This is a genomic window from Shinella zoogloeoides (genome assembly GCF_022682305.1).
GTDB classification, from domain to species: domain Bacteria; phylum Pseudomonadota; class Alphaproteobacteria; order Rhizobiales; family Rhizobiaceae; genus Shinella; species Shinella zoogloeoides_B.
Genome location: NZ_CP093528.1, coordinates 1,640,636 through 1,662,308, shown reverse-complemented (window position 1 = coordinate 1,662,308; position 21,673 = coordinate 1,640,636). Strand labels below are relative to the sequence as shown.

General features: G+C 64.7%; 19 protein-coding genes and 1 tRNA gene. 7 read left to right on the top strand and 13 right to left on the bottom strand.

The window, feature by feature from the left end:
- Positions 1–71: 71 nt before the first annotated feature.
- From gltA to MOE34_RS08565, 4 genes are all read left to right on the top strand, one after another.
- Positions 72–1,361, top strand: a complete 1,290-nt coding sequence (gene gltA, locus MOE34_RS08580) for a citrate synthase (protein WP_242222898.1) — start codon at positions 72–74, stop codon at positions 1,359–1,361.
- A 209-nt stretch (positions 1,362–1,570) separates the two neighbouring features.
- Positions 1,571–2,095 carry a DUF992 domain-containing protein gene (locus MOE34_RS08575; RefSeq protein WP_242222896.1) on the top strand — a complete coding sequence of 175 codons (525 nt, stop codon included), beginning with the start codon at positions 1,571–1,573 and terminating at the stop codon, positions 2,093–2,095.
- A gap of 80 nt (positions 2,096–2,175) precedes the next feature.
- Positions 2,176–2,442 carry a hypothetical protein gene (locus MOE34_RS08570; protein ID WP_242222894.1) on the top strand — a complete coding sequence of 89 codons (267 nt, stop codon included), beginning with the start codon at positions 2,176–2,178 and terminating at the stop codon, positions 2,440–2,442.
- Positions 2,443–2,467: 25 nt separating this feature from the next.
- Positions 2,468–2,818 (top strand): hypothetical protein, encoded by a 351-nt coding sequence (locus tag MOE34_RS08565; RefSeq protein ID WP_242222892.1) that lies wholly within the window; start codon positions 2,468–2,470, stop codon positions 2,816–2,818.
- 45 nt (positions 2,819–2,863) lie between these two features.
- Here MOE34_RS08565 and MOE34_RS08560 read toward each other — a convergent pair whose 3' ends face one another.
- The 7 genes from MOE34_RS08560 to pcsA form a co-directional block, all read right to left on the bottom strand.
- A complete protein-coding gene (locus MOE34_RS08560) occupies positions 2,864–3,607 on the bottom strand; it encodes a FadR/GntR family transcriptional regulator (protein ID WP_242222890.1) in 744 nt (247 codons plus the stop codon).
- A gap of 217 nt (positions 3,608–3,824) precedes the next feature.
- The gene (locus tag MOE34_RS08555) at positions 3,825–4,895 is read right to left on the bottom strand and encodes a BMP family ABC transporter substrate-binding protein (protein WP_242222889.1); all 1,071 of its coding nucleotides are present in this window, start codon (positions 4,893–4,895) and stop codon (positions 3,825–3,827) included.
- A gap of 39 nt (positions 4,896–4,934) precedes the next feature.
- Entirely contained in the window at positions 4,935–5,855 is a 921-nt protein-coding gene (locus MOE34_RS08550) for an ABC transporter permease (protein ID WP_242222887.1), read from the bottom strand.
- Positions 5,855–6,949 (bottom strand): ABC transporter permease, encoded by a 1,095-nt coding sequence (locus MOE34_RS08545; RefSeq protein ID WP_242222885.1) that lies wholly within the window; start codon positions 6,947–6,949, stop codon positions 5,855–5,857. Before MOE34_RS08545 ends, MOE34_RS08550 begins: the two co-directional genes overlap by 1 nt.
- A complete protein-coding gene (locus MOE34_RS08540; protein ID WP_242222883.1) occupies positions 6,939–8,492 on the bottom strand; it encodes an ABC transporter ATP-binding protein in 1,554 nt (517 codons plus the stop codon). Before MOE34_RS08540 ends, MOE34_RS08545 begins: the two co-directional genes overlap by 11 nt.
- A gap of 80 nt (positions 8,493–8,572) precedes the next feature.
- A complete protein-coding gene (locus MOE34_RS08535) occupies positions 8,573–9,544 on the bottom strand; it encodes a quinone oxidoreductase family protein (RefSeq protein WP_242222881.1) in 972 nt (323 codons plus the stop codon).
- An 18-nt stretch (positions 9,545–9,562) separates the two neighbouring features.
- Entirely contained in the window at positions 9,563–10,288 is a 726-nt protein-coding gene (gene pcsA, locus MOE34_RS08530) for a phosphatidylcholine synthase (RefSeq protein WP_242222879.1), read from the bottom strand.
- Positions 10,289–10,536: 248 nt separating this feature from the next.
- Here pcsA and MOE34_RS08525 point away from each other — a divergent pair, with 248 nt between their 5' ends.
- The gene (locus MOE34_RS08525; RefSeq protein WP_242222877.1) at positions 10,537–11,745 is read left to right on the top strand and encodes a UbiH/UbiF family hydroxylase; all 1,209 of its coding nucleotides are present in this window, start codon (positions 10,537–10,539) and stop codon (positions 11,743–11,745) included.
- Here MOE34_RS08525 and MOE34_RS08520 read toward each other — a convergent pair.
- Together MOE34_RS08520 and MOE34_RS08515 are read right to left on the bottom strand one after the other, a co-directional pair.
- Positions 11,713–12,675 (bottom strand): AEC family transporter, encoded by a 963-nt coding sequence (locus tag MOE34_RS08520; RefSeq protein WP_160784195.1) that lies wholly within the window; start codon positions 12,673–12,675, stop codon positions 11,713–11,715. The two genes, MOE34_RS08525 and MOE34_RS08520, sit on opposite strands and share 33 nt — an antisense overlap.
- 42 nt (positions 12,676–12,717) lie before the next feature.
- Positions 12,718–13,467 (bottom strand): cytochrome c biogenesis CcdA family protein, encoded by a 750-nt coding sequence (locus tag MOE34_RS08515; protein WP_242222875.1) that lies wholly within the window; start codon positions 13,465–13,467, stop codon positions 12,718–12,720.
- Between the two features lie 231 nt (positions 13,468–13,698).
- Here MOE34_RS08515 and MOE34_RS08510 point away from each other — a divergent pair.
- Both MOE34_RS08510 and MOE34_RS08505 read left to right on the top strand, forming a co-directional pair.
- A tRNA-Lys gene (locus MOE34_RS08510) sits at positions 13,699–13,774 on the top strand.
- A gap of 76 nt (positions 13,775–13,850) precedes the next feature.
- Positions 13,851–14,369 carry a MepB family protein gene (locus tag MOE34_RS08505; protein WP_242222873.1) on the top strand — a complete coding sequence of 173 codons (519 nt, stop codon included), beginning with the start codon at positions 13,851–13,853 and terminating at the stop codon, positions 14,367–14,369.
- A 20-nt stretch (positions 14,370–14,389) separates the two neighbouring features.
- On the opposite strand, the gene MOE34_RS08500 is transcribed toward MOE34_RS08505, so the two are convergent.
- The 4 genes from MOE34_RS08500 to MOE34_RS08485 all read right to left on the bottom strand — a co-directional run bounded on the left by MOE34_RS08500 (position 14,390) and on the right by MOE34_RS08485 (position 21,663).
- Entirely contained in the window at positions 14,390–15,898 is a 1,509-nt protein-coding gene (locus tag MOE34_RS08500; protein WP_242222871.1) for a caspase family protein, read from the bottom strand.
- Positions 15,898–17,448 carry a caspase family protein gene (locus MOE34_RS08495; RefSeq protein WP_242222869.1) on the bottom strand — a complete coding sequence of 517 codons (1,551 nt, stop codon included), beginning with the start codon at positions 17,446–17,448 and terminating at the stop codon, positions 15,898–15,900. The genes MOE34_RS08500 and MOE34_RS08495 overlap by 1 nt, the downstream gene beginning before the upstream one ends.
- Positions 17,445–18,395, bottom strand: coding sequence for an OmpA family protein (locus tag MOE34_RS08490; RefSeq protein WP_242222867.1), 951 nt, complete (start codon positions 18,393–18,395; stop codon positions 17,445–17,447). The genes MOE34_RS08495 and MOE34_RS08490 overlap by 4 nt, the downstream gene beginning before the upstream one ends.
- Before the next feature lie 61 nt (positions 18,396–18,456).
- Positions 18,457–21,663, bottom strand: a complete 3,207-nt coding sequence (locus MOE34_RS08485; protein WP_242222865.1) for a c-type cytochrome — start codon at positions 21,661–21,663, stop codon at positions 18,457–18,459.
- Positions 21,664–21,673: the final 10 nt, after the last annotated feature.

The following is a 21,673-nucleotide window of genomic DNA, read 5'->3' as shown; positions in this document are numbered from 1 at the left end:
GGCTAGCAAAACGAACATGTTCATGGCCGGGCACGCTTTCGTGCCGCCATTCGAAACAACGGAGGATCGTTATGACAGGAAAAAGCGCGGGTGTATCCATCGGTGACAAGACGGTCGACCTGCCGACGAGATCCGGGACGATCGGCCCCGATGTGATCGACATCGGCACGCTCTACAAGCATACCGGCGCCTTCACCTACGACCCCGGCTTCACCTCCACCGCCTCGTGCGAATCCAAGATCACCTATATCGACGGCGACGAGGGCGTGCTGCTGCACCGCGGCTACCCGATCGAGCAGCTTGCCGAGCATGGCGACTTCCTCGAAGTCTGCTACCTTCTGTTGTACGGCGAACTGCCCACCAAGACCCAGAAGGACGACTTCGACTACCGCGTGACGCACCACACCATGGTGCATGAGCAGATGAGCCGCTTCTTCACCGGCTTCCGCCGCGACGCCCATCCCATGGCCGTCATGTGCGGCTGCGTCGGCGCGCTCTCGGCCTTCTATCACGACTCGACCGACATCACCGATCCGCACCAGCGCATGGTCGCCTCGCTGCGCATGATCGCCAAGATGCCGACGATCGCTGCCATGGCCTACAAGTACCATATCGGCCAGCCCTTCGTTTATCCGAAGAACGATCTCGACTACGCGTCGAACTTCCTGCGCATGTGCTTTGCCGTTCCGTGCGAGGAATACACCGTGAACCCGGTGCTCTCGCGCGCCATGGACCGTATTTTCATCCTGCATGCCGACCACGAGCAGAACGCATCCACCTCCACCGTCCGTCTTGCCGGCTCCTCGGGCGCCAATCCGTTCGCCTGCATCGCGGCCGGTATCGCCTGCCTCTGGGGTCCGGCCCATGGCGGCGCCAACGAGGCGGCGCTCAACATGCTGGCCGAGATCGGCTCGGTGGAGCGGATTCCTGAATATGTCGCGCGGGCCAAGGACAAGAACGATCCGTTCCGCCTGATGGGCTTCGGCCATCGCGTCTACAAGAACTACGATCCGCGCGCGCGCATCATGCAGAAGACGACGCACGAGGTTCTGGGCGAACTCGGCATCAAGGACGACCCGATGCTGGAAGTCGCCATGGAGCTGGAGCGCATCGCGCTGACGGATGAGTACTTCATCGAGAAGAAGCTCTATCCGAACATCGACTTCTATTCCGGCATTACGCTGAAGGCGCTGGGCTTCCCCACCACCATGTTCACGGTGCTCTTCGCGCTCGCGCGCACGGTCGGCTGGATCGCCCAGTGGAACGAGATGATCGAGGACCCGGAACAGCGCATTGGCCGCCCGCGCCAGCTCTATATCGGCGCGCCCAAGCGCGATTACGTGCCGGTTTCCAAGCGCTGAACGCAGCGACGCTGAAAACACGAAGCCCGGCCGTCTCGGCCGGGCTTTTTTCGTGCCGGCCCCGTGGGAGCCGCCGGCAGGCGCAACTTCCTGTGGCGGGCGGACCGTTCGCCCACACTCCGCCACGTTCTTCGCCATGAGGTAACCTTGCGGCCGGGAACCAATGCACCGGATTCGCCATTATCGTGCCAGCTAGAAGGAGTGCACAGATGAACAAGAAGCTTGGAACCGTGCTGGCCCTGACGCTTGCGCAGGCTCTCGCGACGACGGCCGGCGCAGCGGACATGGTTTACCGCGACAAGGCGCCGACCTATGTGGACAACGGCGCACGCGGCGGCGTGAAGATCGGCATGCTGACCTGCGATGTCGGCGGCGGGGTCGGTTATGTGCTTGGCTCGGCCAAGACCGTCGATTGCGTGTTCAGCGCGAGCAACGGCGAGCGTGACAGCTATAGCGGCGTTATCCGCAAGATGGGCGTCGATCTCGGCTTCACCACGCAGGGCCGCATCGTCTGGGCGGTCTTCGCGCCGACGGCGGGTTACCATCAGGGCTCGCTCGGTGGCCTCTATCAGGGCGCCACGGCGGAGGCGACGGTCGGCGTCGGCATCGGCACCAACGTCCTCATCGGCGGTACGTCGGGATCGATCCACCTGCAGACCGTCAGCATCAGCGGCCAGATCGGCCTCAACCTCGCGGCGACCGGCACCTCGGTCACGCTGACGCCCCAGGGCTGAACATTCCGGAACGGGCGGCCTCGGCCGCCCGTTTTCTCTGGCGTGCAATGTGCTAGATTATACGGTGAGAGGTTCCCGACATGATCCGCACCGCCCTGTCCCTGTTCGCCGTCCTCGCGCTTTGCGCCTGCACGCCCACGACTGGCGTCGGCATCGAGCCTATTCCCGGCAGCATCACCTATGGCGGCCACCAGCCGCGCACGCGACTGACGAAGGCGCCCGTCGGCAGCACGTTCGAACACCGGTTCCGCGATCGCCCCGGCCGGGAGGTCTTCGAGACCTACCAGATCCAGCCGGACCGCTCGATCCTCCTGATCCGCCGGCGGGTGCGGCTCGATTACTTCTGACCCAGCAACGGCAACGGAGACAGACATGCTGGAAAGCACCGATATCGAACTCGAGGACGAACGGCTGAAACAGCTCGACCTTCTGGCGGACGAGCGCGCCATGACGCCACCGGAGCTGCTGGCGCACTATGCGTCCGGCTCCTTCGGCTTCCACGAGGCGGTGCACACGACGTCCATCGTGCTCGACCTCGTCGACGACCAGCTCCTCCACCACCCCGCCATTGCCGGAAATCCCGACTGGTTCCGTCTCGCCGCACGGGCGAGCGAAGCGTTGTTCAATCTCTATCAGGCGATGGGGTCTGCACAGCTCGTGGCGGCGCATGCCTCCAGCGAGGGTAAGCGGCCGGAAGAGCTGAACGCCAGCAACGACGATTGATTCGCCAAGGCGGCCCGTCATGCGGGCCACCCGTTTCCTGCCGGGCTATTCTTCCTCGCGCAGAGCCTGAACCACGCGTTCGCGGCCGACACGGATGACGTTCTCCATTGCGCGGCGCGCGCCCTCCTCATCCCGCCGGTCGATTTCCTCGACGATGCGGATGTGAGTCGCTGCCACCTCGCCCATCTTGCCGAGATCGGCGGCGGGGGAGCTGAGCTTGAAGGCGCCGACGAGCGCGGCCTCGATCAGGCTGCCGACCGTGCGCAGGAAGGGGTTGCGCGAGGCGTCCAGCACCGAGAGATGGAATTTCAGGTCCGCCAGCGCGAGCGATTCGGCTGTGTGCGACGTATCGCCCATGGCCACGGCAAGGCGCATCATCTGGCTGATGTCGGCCTCGGTGGCGTGGCGCGCGGCAAGCGCCGCCGCATGCGGCTCGAAGGCAAGGCGCACTTCGGAAAGGTGCAGGAGGAAGCTTTCGTCGATACCGACGGCGAAATACCAGGTCAGGATATCGCTGTCGAAGAGGTTCCATTGCGTGTTGGGCGTGACGCGCGTGCCGATGCGCGCGCGCGGAACGACAAGGCCCTTCGCGGCAAGCGTCTTCATCGCCTCGCGCAGCACGGTGCGCGACACCTTGAAGCGCGCCGCAAGCTCCGCATCGCCCGGCAGCGTCGCGCCGACAGGATATTCCCCTGCGATAATGGCAAGGCCCAACTCGTTGACCACCTGCGCATGACTGGTGCGCGTGTTCAGCCCGTTGATGACCGTCTCAAGCAATCCCTTGCGCAAAAATCGTCCCCTCCTCCGGTCCGAAACACCCCTTCTGTTCCGGAAGCCTTGCGCTGGTATAGAGCAAATCCAACAAAAGTGCGAAGCGGTTTTGCACTTGCAGCCACGTACAAACAAGGGGATAGGGCCTCGCCCGCTTCCGCGCATGCGGCCCTCTCGCCAGACGAGAAAGGCGCTCCCGTCCGGAGCGCCTTTCCGCCGTTCCATAAGCCGCGACTTACTGCGGCAGCTTGTCGTCCACGCCGGCGACGTAGAAGTTCATGCCGAGCAGCGTGCCGTCATCCGAAACCTGGCCGGCAGCCAGCCATTCGGAGCCGTCCTGCTTCTTGACCGGGCCGGTGAAGGGATGCAGCTCGCCGGAGCGGATCTTCGCCTCGACGTCTTCGGCGGCCTTCTTCACGTCGTCGGGCATGTTCGTGTAGGGCGCCATCGTCAGGATGCCGTCCTTCAGGCCGTCCCAGATCTGCTCCGACTTCCAGGTGCCGTCGAGAACCGCCTGCGTGCGCTTGATGTAATAGGCGCCCCAGGTATCGACGATGGCGGTGAGCTGGGTGTTCGGGCCGGCGGCAATCATGTCCGAGGCCTGGCCGAAGGCATGGATGCCGCGTTCGGCGGCGACCTGCATCGGGGCGGTGGAGTCGGTATGCTGCGTCAGGATGTCGACGCCCTGGTCGGCCAGCGCCTTGGCGGCGTCGGCTTCCTTGCCCGGATCGGCCCAGGTGTTGGCCCAGACGATCTTGACCTTGAAGTCCGGGTTGACGGACTGCGCGCCGAGCATGAAGGCGTTGATGCCCATCACGACTTCCGGGATCGGGAAGGAGGCGATGTAGCCGGCGACGCCCTTCTTGGACATCTTGGCGGCGATCACGCCCTGGATGTAACGACCTTCGTAGAAGCGGGCGTTGTAGGTGCCGACATTCTCGGCGCTCTTGAAGCCGGTCGCATGCTCGAACTTCACGTCCGGGAACTTCTGGGCGACCTTGATCGTCGCGTCCATGAAGCCGAAGGACGTGGTGAAGACCAGCGCGCAGCCCGAGCGCGCCATGCGCTCGACGGCGCGTTCGGCATCCGGGCCTTCCGGTACGTTTTCGAGGAAGGCGGTCTCGATCTTGTCGCCCATCGCCTTTTCGAGCTCCTGGCGGCCGCGGTCGTGGCCTTCCGAATAGCCGCCATCCGTCTTGGAGCCGACATAGATGAAGCAGATTTTCGTCTTGTCCTGTGCGCTTGCCGCGACGGCGAAGCCGAGGACGGCGGCGGAGGTTGCGAGAGCGAGAATGATTTTCTTCATTTTATCCTCTGAGGTTGGAGTGGTCGTTTTCCGTCTTTCTCACCGGTCGGGAACGAACGGCTTGCCGAGAGAGGCGGGTGTGTTGATCAGCGTCATGCGTCGATTGTGCGAGATCAGGATGAGCACGATGATCGTGGCGGCGTAGGGCAGCGCCGACAGGAACTGCGAGGGGATGCCGATGCCGAAGGCCTGCGCATGAAGCTGGCTGATCGACACGGCGCCGAAGAGATAGCCGCCGAGCAGCACGCGCCACGGCCGCCAGGAGGCGAAGACCACCAGCGCCAGCGCGATCCAGCCGCGCCCGGCTGACATGTTCTCCACCCATTGCGGCGTATAGACCAGCGAGAGCTGCGCGCCGGCAAGGCCCGCGCAGGCCCCGCCGAACATCACGGCGAGATAGCGCGTGCGGATGACATGGATACCGAGCGCGTGGGCGGAGGCATGGTTGTCGCCGATGGCGCGGATCTTCAGGCCCGCACGGCTTTTGAACAGGAACCAGTTCACGCCGATCACCAGCGCGATCGAAATGTAGAAAATGATATCCTGCCGGAAGAGCAGCGGGCCGATGAAGGGAATATCGGAAAGAAGCGGGATCGCGATCGGCTCGAGCCTTGCGCCGGACATGCCGACATAGGGTTCGCCGATCTGGCCCGAGACGCCGAGGCCCAGAATGGTCAGCGCAAGGCCGGTCGCCACCTGGTTGGCGACGAGCGTCAGCGTCAGGAAACCGAAGAGCAGGGAAAACAGCGCGCCGCCGGCAATGCCGGCGAGGATGCCGACATAGGGCGAGCCGGTGATCTGCGTTGCGGCGAAGGCGATGGCCGCGCCCATCACCATCATGCCCTCCACGCCGAGATTGAGCACGCCGGTGCGCTCCGTGACGAGTTCGCCGACGGAAGCAAGCACCAGCGGCGTCGCCGCCGTGATCACGGTGAGAAGGATTGCCTCGATCATGCCCATCAGTGCGCTTCCCCCTCGTTGCCGCGGCCGAGGCGGGAGAAGACCAGCCGGATCTTGTATAGAATGAGCGTGTCGCAGGAGAGCACGAAGAACAGCAGCAGCCCCTGGAAGACGCGCGTGACCTTGTCGGAGACGCTGAGAGTCAGTTGCACCGCCTCGCCGCCGACATAGGTGAGCGCGAGGAAGAGGCCCGCGGCGACGATGCTGAGCGGGTTGAGGCGGCCGAGGAAGGCGACGATGATGGCGGTGAAGCCGTAGCCGGGCGAGATGATCGGCTGCAGCTTGCCGATGGTGCCGCTGACCTCGGAAATGCCGGCAAGACCGGCGAGCGCGCCCGAGAGCAGCATGGAGAACCAGATCATGCGCCTGGAAGAGAAGCCGGCAAAGCGCCCTGCCCGCTCCGACTGGCCGAGCACGGTGATCTCGAAGCCCTTCAGCGTGTAGCGCATCATGATCCAGAGCACGACGGCCGCGATGATGGCGAAGGCGAAGCCGAGATTGGCCCTGCCGGAGGAGACGAGTTCGGGCAGGATCGCTTCCGGCGCGAAGTCGCGCGTCACCGGGAAGTTATAGGCATCCGGGCTGCGCCATGGACCGCGCACCAGCCAGTCGAGGAAGAGCTGGGCAATATAGACCAGCATCAGGCTCGTCAGGATCTCGTTGGTGTTCATATGCGCCTTGAGGAAGGCGGGGATGGCGGCATAGAGCGCGCCGCCGACCATCCCAAAAATGAGCATCAGCGGCAGGACGAGCGGCGAATGCCACTCGTGGAAGACCACCGGCACGATGGCGCCGGCAATCGCGCCCGCGATGAACTGCCCTTCCGCGCCGATGTTCCAGTTGTTCGAGCGGTAGCAGACGGACAGGCCAACGCCGATCAGGATCAGCGGCGCGGCCTTGATGGCGATCTCGTGCAGCGACCAGACGTCGAGCAGCGGCTCGATGAAGAAGCTGTAGAGCGCCGATGCCGGGCTCTTGCCGAGCAGCGCGAACATGATGCCGCCTGCGATCACCGTCAGCCCCAGCGCGAGGAACGGCGAGAGGACGGAGTAGAGCCGGGACGGATTGGGGCGTTTTTCGAGTTCAATGCGCATGGGCCGCCCCTTCGCCTTCCGTCTTGCCGTGCATGCCGCCCATCAGGAGACCGATCTTTTCGCGTGTCAGTTCATGGGCCGGATAGGCGTCCGACAGCCTTCCCTCGCTGATGACGGCGATTTCCGTCGCCACCTCGAAGATCTCGTCGAGGTCCTGGCTGATCACCAGCACGGCGGACCCCGCCTTGGCGAGGTCCACCAGCGCCTGGCGGATGCGGCTCGCCGCGCCCGCGTCGACGCCCCAGGTCGGCTGGTTGACGATCAGCACGGCCGGCTGACGGTCCAGTTCGCGGCCGACGATATATTTCTGCAGGTTGCCGCCCGAAAGCGAGCCGGCCGCAGGATCCTCCCCGCTCTTGCGCACGTCCATCGTTTCGGAGATGCGGCGCGAGGCGAGGCGCACGACGGCGTGGCGGATGACACCGAGGATGCCGCCGGCAAGGAATGTCTTGCGGTCGGACTGGCTGCGCGCCAGCACGAGATTGTCGGAAAGCGGCAGGCCTGGAACGGCCGCATGGCCATGGCGCTCCTCCGGCACGAAACCCGCGCCCATCAGGCGGCGGGCGGTGATGCCGAGATTGCCGGCGGCTTTTTCACGGATGAAGACGGCCGATGCGTCCGCGACGGGAAATTCGCCGGAAAGCGCATCGAAAAGCTCGCCCTGCCCGTTGCCGGCAACGCCGGCAATCGCAAGGACCTCGCCGCCGCGAACCTTCAGACCGACATCCTTCAACGCGACAGCGAACGGCGTGCGTGCCGGCACGCTCAGATGCCGCGCCTCCAAGAGGACATTGCCCTTGGCGTTCGTGCCGGCCGCGCTGACCGAGGCGACGTCGCTGCCGACCATCATGCGGGCGAGCGAAGCCGGCGTCTCCTTGCGTGGATCGCATGCACCGGTGACCTTGCCGTGGCGCAGAACCGTGGCGCGGTCGCAGATGCGCTGCACCTCTTCCAGCCGGTGGCTGATATAGAGCACCGAACGGCCCTCGGCCTTGAGCTTGTCGAGCGTTTCGAACAGCCGGTCCGCCTCCTGCGGCGTCAGCACGGAGGTCGGCTCGTCGAGGATGATGAGTTCCGGGTTCTGCAGCAGCGCGCGCACGATCTCGATGCGCTGGCGCTCGCCCACCGAAAGATCGGCGACATGCGCGTTCGGATCGAGCGGCAGGCCGTAGAGATGCGAGAGGCGGGCGGCCTCCTCGGCGACTTTCGACAGGGAGATTCCGGGGCTCAGCGAGAGCGCGATGTTCTCCGCCACCGTCAGCGCCTCGAAAAGCGAGAAGTGCTGGAAGACCATGCCGATGCCGAGACGCCGCGCCGCGCCGGGGCTTGGGATGCGAACGGACTCGCCCTTCCACAGAATCTCGCCGCTCGTCGGCGCGAGCACGCCGAAAAGCATCTTCACGAGGGTGGATTTGCCAGCCCCGTTCTCGCCCAGAAGGGCATGAATTTCACCGGGCTGTATGGCAAGGTCGATGCCGTTACAGGCGGCGAACGAACCAAATAGCTTTGTCAGGCTGCGAACAGCCAATAACGGACTGCCCATGCCCTCGGATGCTCCAACGGCTGACACTCTGCCCCCTCTTCCCCTGCGATCCCATTCCCCAGCGCCCGTTCGGGTCCTTGTCAGGGGATGAGCAATGTCGTTCCGCTCGTTTTTCTTGTTTCCAGATCCGTGTGCGCCCGCCCAGCTTCGGCCAACGGATAAGTCTGATTAATATTGATACGCACTTTGTTGCCTTGCACAACATCAAAGAGCGAGTTTGCACATGCATCGAGTTCCGCGCGCGTCGCAATATAGGCGAAGAGCGTCGGGCGCGTGGCGAAGAGCGAACCCTTCTGTGCGAGCAACCCCATGTTGAAGGCATCGACAGGCCCCGAGGAATTGCCGAAGCTGACGAAGAGGCCACGCGGCTTCAGGCAGTCCAGCGACCTGGGGAACGTATCCTTGCCGACGGAATCGTAGACGACGTCGACGCCCGCGCCGTTCGTCAGTTCACGCACCCGCGCGGCGAAATCTTCCTTGCCGTAATCGATGACATGATCGTAGCCATGGGCCAGCGCGAGATCGATCTTCGCCTGCGAACCGGCCGTGCCGATCACCGTCGCGCCGAGCGCCTTCGCCCATTGGCCGGCGATCAGGCCGACGCCGCCGGCCGCGGCGTGGAACAGGATCACGCTGCCGGGTTTCACCTTGTAGGTCTGGAGCAGCAGATATTGCGCCGTCATGCCTTTCAGCATCATGGCCGCCGCCGTCTCGAGCGGGATGCCGTCCGGCACCTTCACCAGATGCTTCGTCGCGACGTTGCGTTCCGCCGCATAGGCGCCGTCCGCGGACGCATAGGCGACCCGGTCGCCAATCGCAAAATCCGTGACACCTTCGCCGAGCGCAGTAACCGTGCCGGCGCCTTCCTTGCCCGGAACGAAGGGCAGATCGGTCTTGTAGAGGCCCGTGCGGAAATAGACGTCGATGAAGTTGAGGCCGACCGCTGCCTGCCTGATCTGCACTTCGCCCGGTCCCGGCGCGCCGAGCGGCACGTCTTCGAGCTTCAGAACCTCCGGCCCGCCGAGACTGCGGATGACGATCGCCTTGGTCATGTCATGCTCCCGATTGTTCTAGCGCCGGCCGAGGGCGGGAAAGGCCTGCAGCACCGCGCCGATGACATAGAGATAGACCCCCGTCGCGACGACGCCCCAGACGACCCAGGCCGGCGTATCGAAGTGAAGCAGAAGCGCATAGCCGCTAAGGCCGGCCCAGAGGAAGAAGACGGCGAGGTTCACCGACCTCAGGCGCTCGACGCGCACAGGATGCAGGAAATTGATCGGCATGAAGGTGAGGAAGACGGAAACGAAGACGATGATCGACGCCGTCAGCTCGCTCGCCTTGATCACGAAGAGCGTGAACACCACCATGTTCCAGACGACCGGGAAGCCGGAGAAGAAATATTCGTCCGTCTTCATGCCCATGTCGGCATAATAGATGGCGCTGGACACCACGATGGCGCCTGCGGCGACAAAGGACCACGGCTCGCCGATCATGCCGCCCTGGTAGAGCGCGAAGGCCGGCAGGAGCACGTAGGTCACGTAGTCGATGACATTGTCCAGCGTGTCGCCGGACCAGTTGGGCAGCACTTCCTTGACGCGCACCTTGCGGGCGATCGGCCCGTCGATGCCGTCGACGAGCAGCGCGAGGCCGAGCCACCAGAACATGTCGACGAAACGGTGTTCCGCCGCGGCCACGACGCCGAGAAAGGCGAGGAACGAGCCGGACGCCGTCAGGATATGAACGGAAAAGGCGCGAATCTCCGCGTAGGGCACGCGCTTGTAATTGAAAAACTTCATTGCCGTTCGCTGTCCATCCCTTGGGGCTTTTGCCCGGCCGCGCGCCGCCGAACCTGCCCTCTTGTGCGGTTACTGCCGGTAATATGCATTGATTGTCCGACGCCGCCAGAGAAAATCGCCTGTCCGCCCGGCGGTTCTTCCGGCTGCGCGGATTCATCCCATGGAAATTGCCCCTTTGCGGGCCTAGTCTTGGCGCAGTACAAGCACCGCAAATCTGTGGGTAACGCTTTCCGCCTCGGAGGCCGGTCATGAGACAATTCGATATCGCCGTCGTCGGCGCCGGCCTTGCCGGCAATCTCGCGGCCCTCGCGCTTGCCGATTCGGGACGCAGCGTCGCCCTTGTCGCCCCGCCCGCCCGCGCCGCCGATGGCCGCACGACGGCGCTCATGGACCAGTCCATCGCCTTCCTCGGCACGCTCGGCCTGTGGGACGAGATCGCCCCCCATGCCGCCGCGCTCGAGACCATGCAGATCCTCGACGGCACTGCGCGGCTGCTGCGTGCGCCGCCGGTCGCCTTCCGTTCCAGCGAAGTCGGGCTTGCCGCCTTCGGCTACAACATTCCGAACGCACCGTTCCTCGATGTGCTGGATGCGCGCATCGCCGCGACGAACGCCATCGTTCGCGTCGAAAGCGGCGTGACGGCCGCCAACGCCTTCGAGACCGGCGTGGAGCTGGCGCTCGACAATGGCGAGCGCGTCATGGCCTCCCTCGTGATCGGCGCCGACGGCCGCAAGTCGAAGATCCGCGAGAGCGCCGCCATCGGCGTCAAGGCATGGTCCTATCCGCAGGCCGCGCTGGTGCTCAATTTCTCGCACGAACGGCCGCACGGCAACGTATCCACGGAGTTCCACACGGAAAGCGGCCCCTTCACGCAGGTGCCCCTGCCCGGCCGGCGCTCCAGCCTCGTCTGGGTGTTGCCGCCGCAGGAAGCGGCACGGCTGCGCGCGTTGCCGCTACCGGACCTCAGCCGGGCCGTTGAGGAGCGCATGCAGTCCATGCTTGGCAAGGTTTCCGTCGAAGGCGGCGTGCAGAGCTTCCCGCTTTCCGGCATGACGGCGGAGCGATTCGGCAAGGGGCGCATCGCGCTCGTCGGCGAGGCCGCGCATGCCTTTCCGCCGATCGGGGCGCAGGGCCTCAACCTCAGCCTTCGCGATATCATGGCATTGCGCGAGCTTATCGCCGATCGTGAGCCGGCGAACGATATCGATATCGGCGAGCGCTTCGACCGCAAGCGGCAGGCCGATATCCGCTCGCGCACCCTCAGCGTCGATCTGCTGAACCGTTCGCTGCTTTCGGATTTCCTGCCCGTGCAATTCCTGCGATCCGCCGGACTGCACCTCTTGTCCGCCCTCGGGCCGCTGCGCGGCATCGTCATGCGCGAGGGTATCGAGCCGCTCGGCTCGCTGAAGGCCCTGCGCAGCGGTCTACGGGAACGGATCACCCGGCAGCAGGCCTGACTTGATGAGGTAGAGCAGGATCGTCACCGTCGCGACGGATAGCACGGTCGTGATGAGGATGGTCGCGGAGGCCCGCTCCTGCCATACGCCGTATTGCTGGCCGATGACGAAGACATTCGTGGCCGTCGGCAGGGCCGCGAGCAGCACGGCCGTGAATACCCAGACCGGATCGAAATTGCCGGCAAGTCCCAGCACGAGATACATCGTCACCGGCAGCAGCAGCAGCTTCGCCGGCACGATGTAGCCGATCTCCACCGGCACCCGCTTCAGCGGCCGCAGTGCGAGCGTCACGCCCATGGCGAAGAGCGCGCAGGGCGCGGCGGCCTGCGCGAGATAATCGATCAGCCGCTGCAACGGCGCCGGCGGCTCGAAGCCGGCGAAGGCTGCGGCAAAGCCCGCCGCCGTCGCGATGATGAAGGGATGCGTGACGATCTTGTGCAGCACGCCGCCGGCAATCCTGAGCGGGGGCTGCTTCTCGCCGCCCGCAAGCGCCATCAGCGCCGGCGCGACCGTGAAATGCAGCATGTTCTCGAAGCAGAAGACCAGTGCGACCGGCACCGCCGCCGGCTCGCCGAAGGCCAGCAGCGCAAGCCCCGGCCCCATATAGCCGATATTGCCGTAGGCGGCAGCAAGCCCCTGGATCGTCGCCTCGCCGACCGTGGCGCGGCGCAGCCAGAGGCCTGTGGCGAAGATCAGTCCGAAGATCAGGTAGGTGGCGCTGATATTGGCGAGGATGAAATCGACGCGCGTCAGTTGCTCGACCGGCGTCTTGGCCACCAGCTTGAAGAAGAGCGCCGGCAGCGCGATGTAGATGATGAAGGTGTTGAGCCAGCCGAGCGCCTCGACCGGCTGCTTCGTGATCCGCGCGACCACGTAACCGAGCAGGATCATGCCGAAGAACGGCAGCACGAGTCCGATAATGTCCGCCATGGGCCGAGGCCTGCTCCCGCTCGCTGAGGCTGATACCTCCGACTAGCCGATTTGCGAGAGGATGGGAAACGTTTGCTGGAACCAGATGGCGACGGCGCTGATATATCCGAAGATGAAAGCAAGGCCGGTGAGGATCAAAAGCACGCCCATCACCTTCTCAACCGTGCCGAGATGGCGACGGAAGCGCACGAGGAAGCGCATGAAAGCCCCCGAAAAGCCCGCCGCGATCCAGAACGGCACGGCCAGACCCAGCGAGTAGACGGCGAGCAGGATCGCCCCGTCGCCCACGGTCTCGCGTGCTGCCGCGACGCCGAGGATCGCGCCGAGCACCGGCCCGATGCAGGGCGTCCAGCCGAAGGCGAAGGCAAGGCCCATCAGATAGGCGCCGGACGCCGTCGCCGGCTTGCCGCCACCTTGGAAGCGCGCCTCGCGGGCAAAGAGCCCGATGCGCAGCACGCCGAGGAAATGCAGGCCCATCAGGATGATGATGACGCCGCCGATCTGCGCCAGGACATCGAGATGCCGGCGCAGCACCATGCCGATCGTCGAGGCTCCCGCGCCGAGCGCGATGAAGACCGTGGCGAATCCCAGCGTGAAGAAGAACGCCGCCAGAAGCACCGCGCCGCGCGTATCGCGCCGCACGGCCACCGCCTCGTTCCCACGGAACTGATCCACCGAAATGCCCGCCATATAGCACAGATAAGGCGGCACGAGCGGCAGCACGCAGGGCGAAAGGAACGACAGCGCCCCGGCAAGAAGCGCGCTCAAAAGGGAAATATCGGCAATCGACAAGGGACCACTCCGAAAGGACCGGAGGAATGCGGCCAGGGCTGTCCGACAACCCGCCCACGCCTCCGTTTGCGCTCTCAGATAGCCGCCGCGAACCTCTCCTGCCAATCACCTTTTGGAGAACGCGGCGAAATGCAGCAAAAGCTGTTTTCCGCCCCATTTTCTGGGTTGACCCGGCAAATCGTCCTGCCTATGTTCCGCGCACTTCCGCGGGGCGCCCTTCGCACCGCTTGGGAGCGCGTAGCTCAGCCGGTAGAGCAACTGACTTTTAATCAGTAGGTCCAGGGTTCGAATCCCTGCGCGCTCACCACCACTCAGCCCGTAACGTCCTGAAATTTGCAGAGATCGCTGGGCACACATGGACCGCTATGACGATAAGCAAGAACATGCCGGATTCCGCCCTGGACCTGCTGAACGACGCTATCCGTGATGTATATGAGTCCGCTGGAATGAGCGTGACTCACCCGGCCCGGCGCGAGGCCGAGAGCGCGGAATACGGAGCCTGCCGCTTCGGTCTGGACGGTCATGCCGTTGCCTTCCGCATCGCGAGGACGACGCCGACCAAGGTCGGGCAGTTCGTGACGATCTGGAAACGGCCGACGACGGAGGATGAGATCGCGCCGCTGGATATCGCGGACGGCGTGACGTTCGTCGTGATCAGCGTTTCGGATGCCGAACACCGAGGGCAGTTTATCTTCAATCGGGAGATCCTGCTTGAAAAGAACATCATGTCGCGCAACGGCAAAGGAGGAAAGCGGGCCATCCGCGTCTATCCTCCTTGGTGCCGGCCGACGGCGAAAGATGCGATACGAACGCAGCAATGGCAGGTTCAGTACTTTCTTTCCCTTGCTGCGGACGGGACACCCGAATCCTCCGAGCGGGTGAGAAAGCTCTTTCAGGCCTGAGGCACACCCGGATCAGCCTCTCAATAGACCGTGTATTTCAAGAGCCCGAGCGACCAGTTCACGCTGCGGTTCTCGGTGTCACGGGTCCAGGTCCCGTTCAACGTGCCAGCGATCTCGGCGATGGTGGTTCGGGCGTCGAGTTCCTTGGTGAGACCGTAGTCGCTCGGGGCGATCCTGGTAAGGTCCACGTCGTCGGCGACGACGATGGCCACCAGTACGTTCTCGCTCGGGCCTTCCGCCTCGAAATCGAAGCCATAATAGTCGTCGGGGATGGTGATCGGGGTATTTGCGGCAAGGCGGGTGATCTTCTGCGCCGCTTCGTTGGGGAATATCTGCGTCGCCTTGCCGTCCTTGTCCACGTCGTAGAGGACGAGATGCCCGCCGGTGACGCTCGTCACCGTGATGCGGAAGGTGTCGCCGCTCTTCAGGCGGTCGGAGGAAAGCGCAACCGTGACATCGCCGGTCTGCGCCTTGCCGAGGATATCGCCGACGGCCTCGACCGGGTCGGCCGCGACATAGGCGGTTTGCTGGGTATTGTCGATCTTCACCTCCTCGACCTTGCCGGAATCCGATGTCTGCTGGCCGGTCTCGGCGGCCGGGGACACGGCGCTGGCGCCGAGTAGCGCGTAATTGACCTCGAGTTGGGGATCGAGGCCCTGGCACTGGTCCTGTCCGGCGCAATAGGCCTGCGACTGCTTCTTCACATAGTCGAGCAACTCGGCATTCGAGACGATGCCGTTGCCGTTGCTGTCGGATGCGGCGATCTCGTGGCCGTCGACATAGGAGAGCGTGAAAACACCGTGGCGCTCCTCCGGCGGCAGGCGCGTATCGTCCCAGGCGACCTGATAGGAGGACGCCGCGCTCCAGGCCTCGACACCGCTCTGCTTTGCGACATCGGGCTTGTCGACGATCGCCAGATCGACGCGCAGGCCGCGCGTCTTCACCTCGTCCACCGGCTTGGCGCGGGGGCGCGGCAGGAAGCGCGCGCTTTCCATCGCATCGCCCACCTGTGCGGAAAGAGACCGCGAGATCGTGCCGGAGTGGCAGGCGTCGATGACGATGGAGACGGCGCGGTCCTTGAGCTTCGCGAGCATCGCGTCGATCTCGTCATCGAGAATCACGTTCGTCCAGTCGCCGTCGCCTGCGACGATGTCATAGGTCGACAGCGCCTCGTCCAGCCCGTCCTCCTCGTCGCCATCCTGATCCTTGACCTGAAGGCCGTGCCCGGAAAAATAGAGATAGACGCGGTCGCCGGGCTGCGTGCCGGCGACCAGCCATTCGTCGATACTGGCGAGGATCGCGGCGCGGCTCGCATCCTTGTCACGCAGGATGCGGATCGAATCGGCCGCATAGCCCTGCTTTTCCCTGAGCAGCTTCTCGATCAGCGGCACGTCATTCTTCGGCCCTTCGAGGAATAGCTTCTCCGGCAGGGTGGCATAGGTGCCGATGCCGATCAGGAGCGCGCGGTCGGCCGCGCTTGCGCCGGACGCCAGCAGGAGCGAAAGCAGGACGGCGGCGCAGCGGATCATCAGAGCGTTTCCCGCGTATAGAGAGGCTGGATGGCGACGCTCGCCGCCTTGCCGTCGAGGCGCGTCGCCAGTGCCTGCAGCAGGGCGTCGGCGGTCACGTTGCTGTCAGCGAGAACCGCGCCGATGGCATCGATCGGCTCGGCGGTCCAGATGGTGACGAGATGGTCGGCACCGAAGGGCCTGACGACCTCGACATCCGTCAGCTTGAACTGCGAGGCGCCGCTGCCGGCCACCTGCATGTCGAGGAACTGCACCTCGCCGGTATTGGCGAGGTTGAAGACCAGCATGTTCGGATAGCGGCCCGGCGGCGCATCGAAGCGCAGGCGGTCGCCGGCAGCGTAGATATCCTTCGCCGGCGTCAGGGAGACGGAGCCGGGATTCTGGCTCGCCATGGCCTTCAGGAAATCGAGGAGGACGAACTTGTCCACCACGGCCTGGATGCGATCCGGCCCGACATTTTCCGCCGCGACATCGCCGTTCGGCGTGTAGAAGACGCCGCTTGCCACATCCCAGAGGAAGGGCGTGCCGGTGCCATCGGCATTGTTCGGCCTTGCAGCGTCGCCATCGATGCGGAGGGCGATCCTGCCGGTCCAGCCGAGTTCACCGGCCGATTTCACGATCCTGTCGGCGGCGGCCGTATCGCTTGCGGCTCCGGCCGGAAGGCCGCGGGTCAGCGTTACCACGACCTCGCTCTCCGAACGCGCCACCTGCGGCATGAAGTTCGGCACCTGCAGGGCCTCCGAACGGTTCTTCACGTTCGAGAAGATGTAGTCCTCCAGCTCGATGCGCGTGATAAGGCCGTTGCCGTCGCGGTCGGCGCTGCCTTCCACGGCGCGGGCGAAGCTCCAGCTCAGCGCGCCGCGCGGCTCGCCGTCGATGATGACCTCGGGGGTCGGCTGGCTTTCCAGCGAGGCGGCGAGCACGGTCACCTGCTTGAAATCGATCTCCTTGAGGCTCGCCCCGTCGATCGCCTCCTGCGAGGGGGCCGAGAGCTTGACCGTCACGGCAGGCGCAAGACGGCTCTTGCCCGTCACGGACCGGCTCATGCCGCCGGAAAAGCAGCTATCGGACACGAAGAGCACATGCACGCCCTTGCCCTCCGCCTCGGCGAACCAGGCATTCATCTCATTGTCGACGATGATCTCGTTCGACGTTTCCTCGTAGCGATTGCGGTCGAAGCCCGGAAGCTGGAGGAATTCGTCCAGCCCGTCCGCCTCGTCGCCGGCGACAAGCTCGGGCATCTGCGCGCCATGGCCGGCATAGGTGAAGATGATCGTATCGTCCGCCGTCGCCGTCGCCACCATGTCGGTCCAGGCCTTGCGGATCACGTCCTTGCGCGCCTCGGCGTCGGTGAATTTGACGACCGTGAACCCCGCAGCAGTCATCGACCTGTAGACGTCCTCCGCATCGCGCACGGCGCCGTCGAGACTCACATCGTTCGGATAATGGTCGGCGCCGACTACCAGCGCATAGGTCTGCGCCGCGAGAGCCGGCCCGGGAAAGGCAAAAGCGAGGGAAAGCGCCAGCAGGCGGGGTAGCGTCCGCATCATTCCACGTCCACCTCCACCCGACGGTTGAGCTGGTTCAGCATTTCCGTGTCATAAGTGGTGGCGTCGTCCGGCTTGAAGGGCTGGTCCTCGCCCCTGCCCTCGGTGGTGATCGCACCCGCATAGCCGACATCGGCGAGATAGGCTTTCAACGTTTCGGCGCGTGCCAGCGAAAGCGTATAGTTCGCCTCGGCCGAACCAACCGAATCGGTGTGGCCGATCAGCCGGATCGAGGCGGGCTTGACGGCCTTCAGGCATTCGGCAAGGTCCTTGGCGGCCTCCACGCCCTCGGGCGTGAAATCCGCAGTCCCGAAGACATAGCGCACCGGCGTCGATTTCTTCTTTATCTTGACGCCGCGGAAGGAAATCTTGCAGCCGCCGCGCATGGCGAGCTGCACGGGACGCGGCGCGGCAAGGCGCATCTCGCTGGCCAGCCTGTCGAGGCGCAGGATGTATTGCGCGTCGGGCGCCATCCAGTCCGGCGTCAGCGTCTCGTTCGCGCTGTCTTCCAGCGCAAGCTGGTAGAGGCGTGCGGCCTGCTCGTAGTCCTTGCGTTCGCGCGCGAGATCTCCAAGCGCATCGTAGACCTGCCAGGGGCCGCCATACTGTTTCTGAAGCTCCTCGAGCAACGCCTGATGATCTGAAAGTCTCTCCCCGTTGCCGACTGCCGTGGTGATGCGGTTGAAGGTCGTCAGCGATGCGATGCGGCCGATCAGCGTGCGCTCGCCTGCGCGGCAATTGGCGGTGCCCGCCGCTGCGGCAAAGGCGCGGGCCTTCGCCTCGTCGCCCGCATTGAACGCCTCGACGACGCCGGTGAAGGCCTCGCAGGCGGCAGCCGCCGGCGCGGCGCCGGCCAGCAGGAAGAGTGTCGCCGCGACGGCCATTCCGGCAAAGGCGCCGCGCGGCCTTACATCTGTAACTGCCCCGCAGCGAAGGGATTGCATCAGCATCGTCGGCCCTGCCTTCATAGCCTTTGGAAATGACAGGGGCGTAAGGCCCCTGCCGTTCTTATCATCGGATCTCGAACGTCACCATCTGCAGGCCGCTCGCCCCGTTGTCCTCCTCCGCCTGCTTGGCAAGGTTGATGGCAAGCCCGCGTGTCGTCGGCTGCTTCGAGCCGGCGACGAGCTGCCTTGCCCTGTCCACCGTAAGCTTGCGGTCGCCGAGACCGCCGGCCTTGCAGACGGCGATCATGGTTTCGCCGGGCGACGGCGAATCGAAGGTCAGGTTGCCGGTGCCGGGCTGCGGGATGAGGCGGCGCTCGCCCGGGTTCAGCGTCGTGCTGCCGATCATCACGTCCGGGATGATCTCGACATTGCCGGTATCCTCCACATAGACGACCTGGAGTTCGCAGGCATGGTTCGTGCTCAGCTCGAAGCTCAGGCGGTCCCCGACCCTTGCCCGCGTCGAGGCGACATGCAGGGCCAGCTTCACCTTCTCGGCCTGCGCCTTGTCGTCCTGCTTGTAGGCCGGCACCATATAGGCCACGCTCGCCTGGTCGCTGGTTGCCACCTGCTGCTGGTGCGTGATGTCGGCGGGCATGTCCGGATTGACGCCGTGCTTCAGCGGCCTGAGCTGGCGAAGCGGCTCCAGCATGAAGGCGTATTGCTCTTCCAGTTCCACGCGCGGGATCGTCGCGCCGGCCTCGAGCGTCGCGACCCAGTCGAGCCCGATGCGCAGGGCATTGACGTCGGCGATGCGGCGGATATCCGAGGCGAACTCCTCAGGCGTCATCTCGAACTCGGATGCAAGCTGCTCGAAATCCAGCTGGTCTTCGTACTTGTCGGCGAAGTAGGTGAAGATCTCCGCGCCGCCGGGCGCCTTCAGGCCGGTCTTGCCGCCGCCTGCAGTGGTTTCCGTGATGCCGAGGCGGTCGAGCGCGGCGACGAAGCGATCGGTGTCGCGCTTGTAGACCTCATTCAGCTTCTCCTGCGGCACATAGACGGCCAGCAGCTCGTCCTGCTGGTCCTTGGAGAACAGCGTCGAGGTCTCGATATGCTCACGAAGCTGGTCGCGTTTCGACAGGATGCCGTCGAAATGGCAGTCGAAGCAGGACCGGGCGTTGACGATCTCCACGCCCTTGCCGATCGGCCGCTTGCGGAAGGACACGATCGAGGTCGGGCCGACGTCGAGCTGATCGCCCTTGTTGGTCGACAGATAATAGCCCTGCAAACCGTTCGGCAGCGAGAAGATCATTTCGCCGCCGTCATGCTCGAAGGGTTCGAGGCCCGCCGCCAGCGGAACGCCGTGCGGCCCCGCCGGGAAGCGTTTCAATACCTGGCGGCCGACATCGCCGGCAAAGTCGTAGGACTTCCAGTAATAGCCGCCGAAGGGCATGTCGTGGCGTTCCAGCATGCGGTTATGGTCGGAGACGCCGGATGAACCGTCGGCGAAGCCGGCGCGGACGATGCGGCGGCGCACGATATTGTCCTCGACATTCACCCCGAAGCGCTGTTCCAGCTCCAGGATGTTGGTCGGCAGCTTCATCAGGCGATTATAGACCTTGGGCCGCGCGCCGTTGCTCATGAACCAGTCGACGCGCATGATCGGTAGCTGGGTCTGCGTCGCCTTTGCCAGCGCATGAAGCTGCGCGTCGCTTTCCGGATCGACGCCGTAGACATATTCGTTGATCAGAAAATCGTAGTCGTCCTGGCTCCATTCGAGATCGCGCAGGTCGATGCGCACAAGCAACCCATCCGAACCTTCGACCTCTTCGGGAAGCACGAGCTGCGGACCGTAGGACAGCGAGTTCAGCAGCTTCTTGAAGCCGCCCGCCAGAACCTTCATGCGCTTCAGGAAGGTCTCGTGCGTCTCGCAGCTCATCATGCCGTTATACTGGTCGCGATAGCTGAAATAGCGCATGAAGGGCTGGTCGTGCTCGCTGACCTTCGAGATATCGCGCAGCGCCAGTTCGACGAAATCGAGATATTTCAGCATCGGGCGGGCGCGCTTGACCTGCGTCGCCGACACGGCGGTGGGGATGGCGGATTGGTTCAGCGAATTGATCCAGTTGGCCAGGCTCTGCACCTCGGCGTCGTCGGGGCGCTTGCCGAGCGGCATGCGGCCGCTGGTGACGCTGGTATAGAGCAACGACTTGGCGGCGTCGCCCGGCGTCACGAAAGCCGGATTGGCGGCAATCGAGGCAAGATCGCCCGAGGGGAAGGAGCCTTGCGAGCTTTCGCCCGGGCCGTGGCAGTTGCGGCAGTATTTGCCGATGAAGGCATCGGCCGCCGAGGCGAATTCCGTGCTCCCCCCACCCGCGGCGAGCGCGCTTTCGGAGGTTGCCTCGCTGCAGACCGGCGTGGCGCTGGTCTCGACGGGCGTCACCTTCACCTCGCGGTCGGCGAGGAAGGCGTACATGGCCTGCTTGTCCTCGTCGGACAGCATCGACAGGCCATGTGCGATGCGGCGCATGACCGGATCGGACAGCGGCGATCCGGAGAGCTTGTTGCCCTCCGCGATGAGGCCCTTCGTGAAAATCTCATGCGAGGCGAGGCCGCTCATGCGCGCTTTGGTGATATCGGGCGCGACGGCGCCGGTCAGGCCCTTCTCGCCCTCGTAGGCGCGGGCAAGGTCGAGGCCGTAGGTCGTGGTGCGCGGCGTGTGGCAATCGCCGCAGCCGCCGACATTCTCCACCAGGTAGCGGCCGCGCTCCATCTGCGTTTCCTCGCGCGGCTGGTAGGCCGGAACGGTGAAGTGGCTGCGCTTCCAGAGCGTGATCGTCGTCTGGCGGCTGAAGGGGAAGGCGATCTCGTGTTCCTTCGAGGCGGCGTCGGATTGCGGCAGCGTCTCGATATAGGCCTTGATGTCCAGCACGTCCTCCGGCTTCATGCCACCATAGGAGGTGTAGGGCATGACCGGATAGAGGTTGTCGCCGTCCTTCTTCAGGCCGACCATGACGGCGTTCAGGAAGTCCGCATTCGACCAGCCGCCGATGCCGTTCGGATGGGCGGAGATATTAGGCGCGAAGAACTTGCCGATCGCCGTCTGCATCTCCATGCCGCCGGAGAGGAGTTCGGTATTGTCGCCCGAGCCGTGGCAGGCGCCGCAGCCGGCGGCGCCGAACAGGATCTTGCCCTTCTCGGCATTCGCCTGATAGGTGCCGTAGGCATCCACCGCGAACTGGTCGACGGCAAAGGCCCCCGCCGGACAGATGATGGCGGCGGCAACGCCGAGCGCAGCGCCAAGCCGGACGATGGATGTGCTGAACAGGCGCATGGCGTGTTCC

Coding starts and splice junctions, on each gene's coding strand:
- gltA (WP_242222898.1), top strand. CDS start 72: ATGACAGGAAAAAGCGCGGGTGTATCCATCGGTGACAAGACGGTCGAC.
- MOE34_RS08575 (WP_242222896.1), top strand. CDS start 1,571: ATGAACAAGAAGCTTGGAACCGTGCTGGCCCTGACGCTTGCGCAGGCT.
- MOE34_RS08570 (WP_242222894.1), top strand. CDS start 2,176: ATGATCCGCACCGCCCTGTCCCTGTTCGCCGTCCTCGCGCTTTGCGCC.
- MOE34_RS08565 (WP_242222892.1), top strand. CDS start 2,468: ATGCTGGAAAGCACCGATATCGAACTCGAGGACGAACGGCTGAAACAG.
- MOE34_RS08555 (WP_242222889.1), bottom strand. CDS start 4,895: ATGAAGAAAATCATTCTCGCTCTCGCAACCTCCGCCGCCGTCCTCGGC.
- MOE34_RS08550 (WP_242222887.1), bottom strand. CDS start 5,855: ATGGGCATGATCGAGGCAATCCTTCTCACCGTGATCACGGCGGCGACG.
- MOE34_RS08545 (WP_242222885.1), bottom strand. CDS start 6,949: ATGCGCATTGAACTCGAAAAACGCCCCAATCCGTCCCGGCTCTACTCC.
- MOE34_RS08540 (WP_242222883.1), bottom strand. CDS start 8,492: ATGGGCAGTCCGTTATTGGCTGTTCGCAGCCTGACAAAGCTATTTGGT.
- MOE34_RS08535 (WP_242222881.1), bottom strand. CDS start 9,544: ATGACCAAGGCGATCGTCATCCGCAGTCTCGGCGGGCCGGAGGTTCTG.
- pcsA (WP_242222879.1), bottom strand. CDS start 10,288: ATGAAGTTTTTCAATTACAAGCGCGTGCCCTACGCGGAGATTCGCGCC.
- MOE34_RS08525 (WP_242222877.1), top strand. CDS start 10,537: ATGAGACAATTCGATATCGCCGTCGTCGGCGCCGGCCTTGCCGGCAAT.
- MOE34_RS08520 (WP_160784195.1), bottom strand. CDS start 12,675: ATGGCGGACATTATCGGACTCGTGCTGCCGTTCTTCGGCATGATCCTG.
- MOE34_RS08505 (WP_242222873.1), top strand. CDS start 13,851: ATGCCGGATTCCGCCCTGGACCTGCTGAACGACGCTATCCGTGATGTA.
- MOE34_RS08500 (WP_242222871.1), bottom strand. CDS start 15,898: ATGATCCGCTGCGCCGCCGTCCTGCTTTCGCTCCTGCTGGCGTCCGGC.
- MOE34_RS08495 (WP_242222869.1), bottom strand. CDS start 17,448: ATGATGCGGACGCTACCCCGCCTGCTGGCGCTTTCCCTCGCTTTTGCC.
- MOE34_RS08490 (WP_242222867.1), bottom strand. CDS start 18,395: ATGCTGATGCAATCCCTTCGCTGCGGGGCAGTTACAGATGTAAGGCCG.
- MOE34_RS08485 (WP_242222865.1), bottom strand. CDS start 21,663: ATGCGCCTGTTCAGCACATCCATCGTCCGGCTTGGCGCTGCGCTCGGC.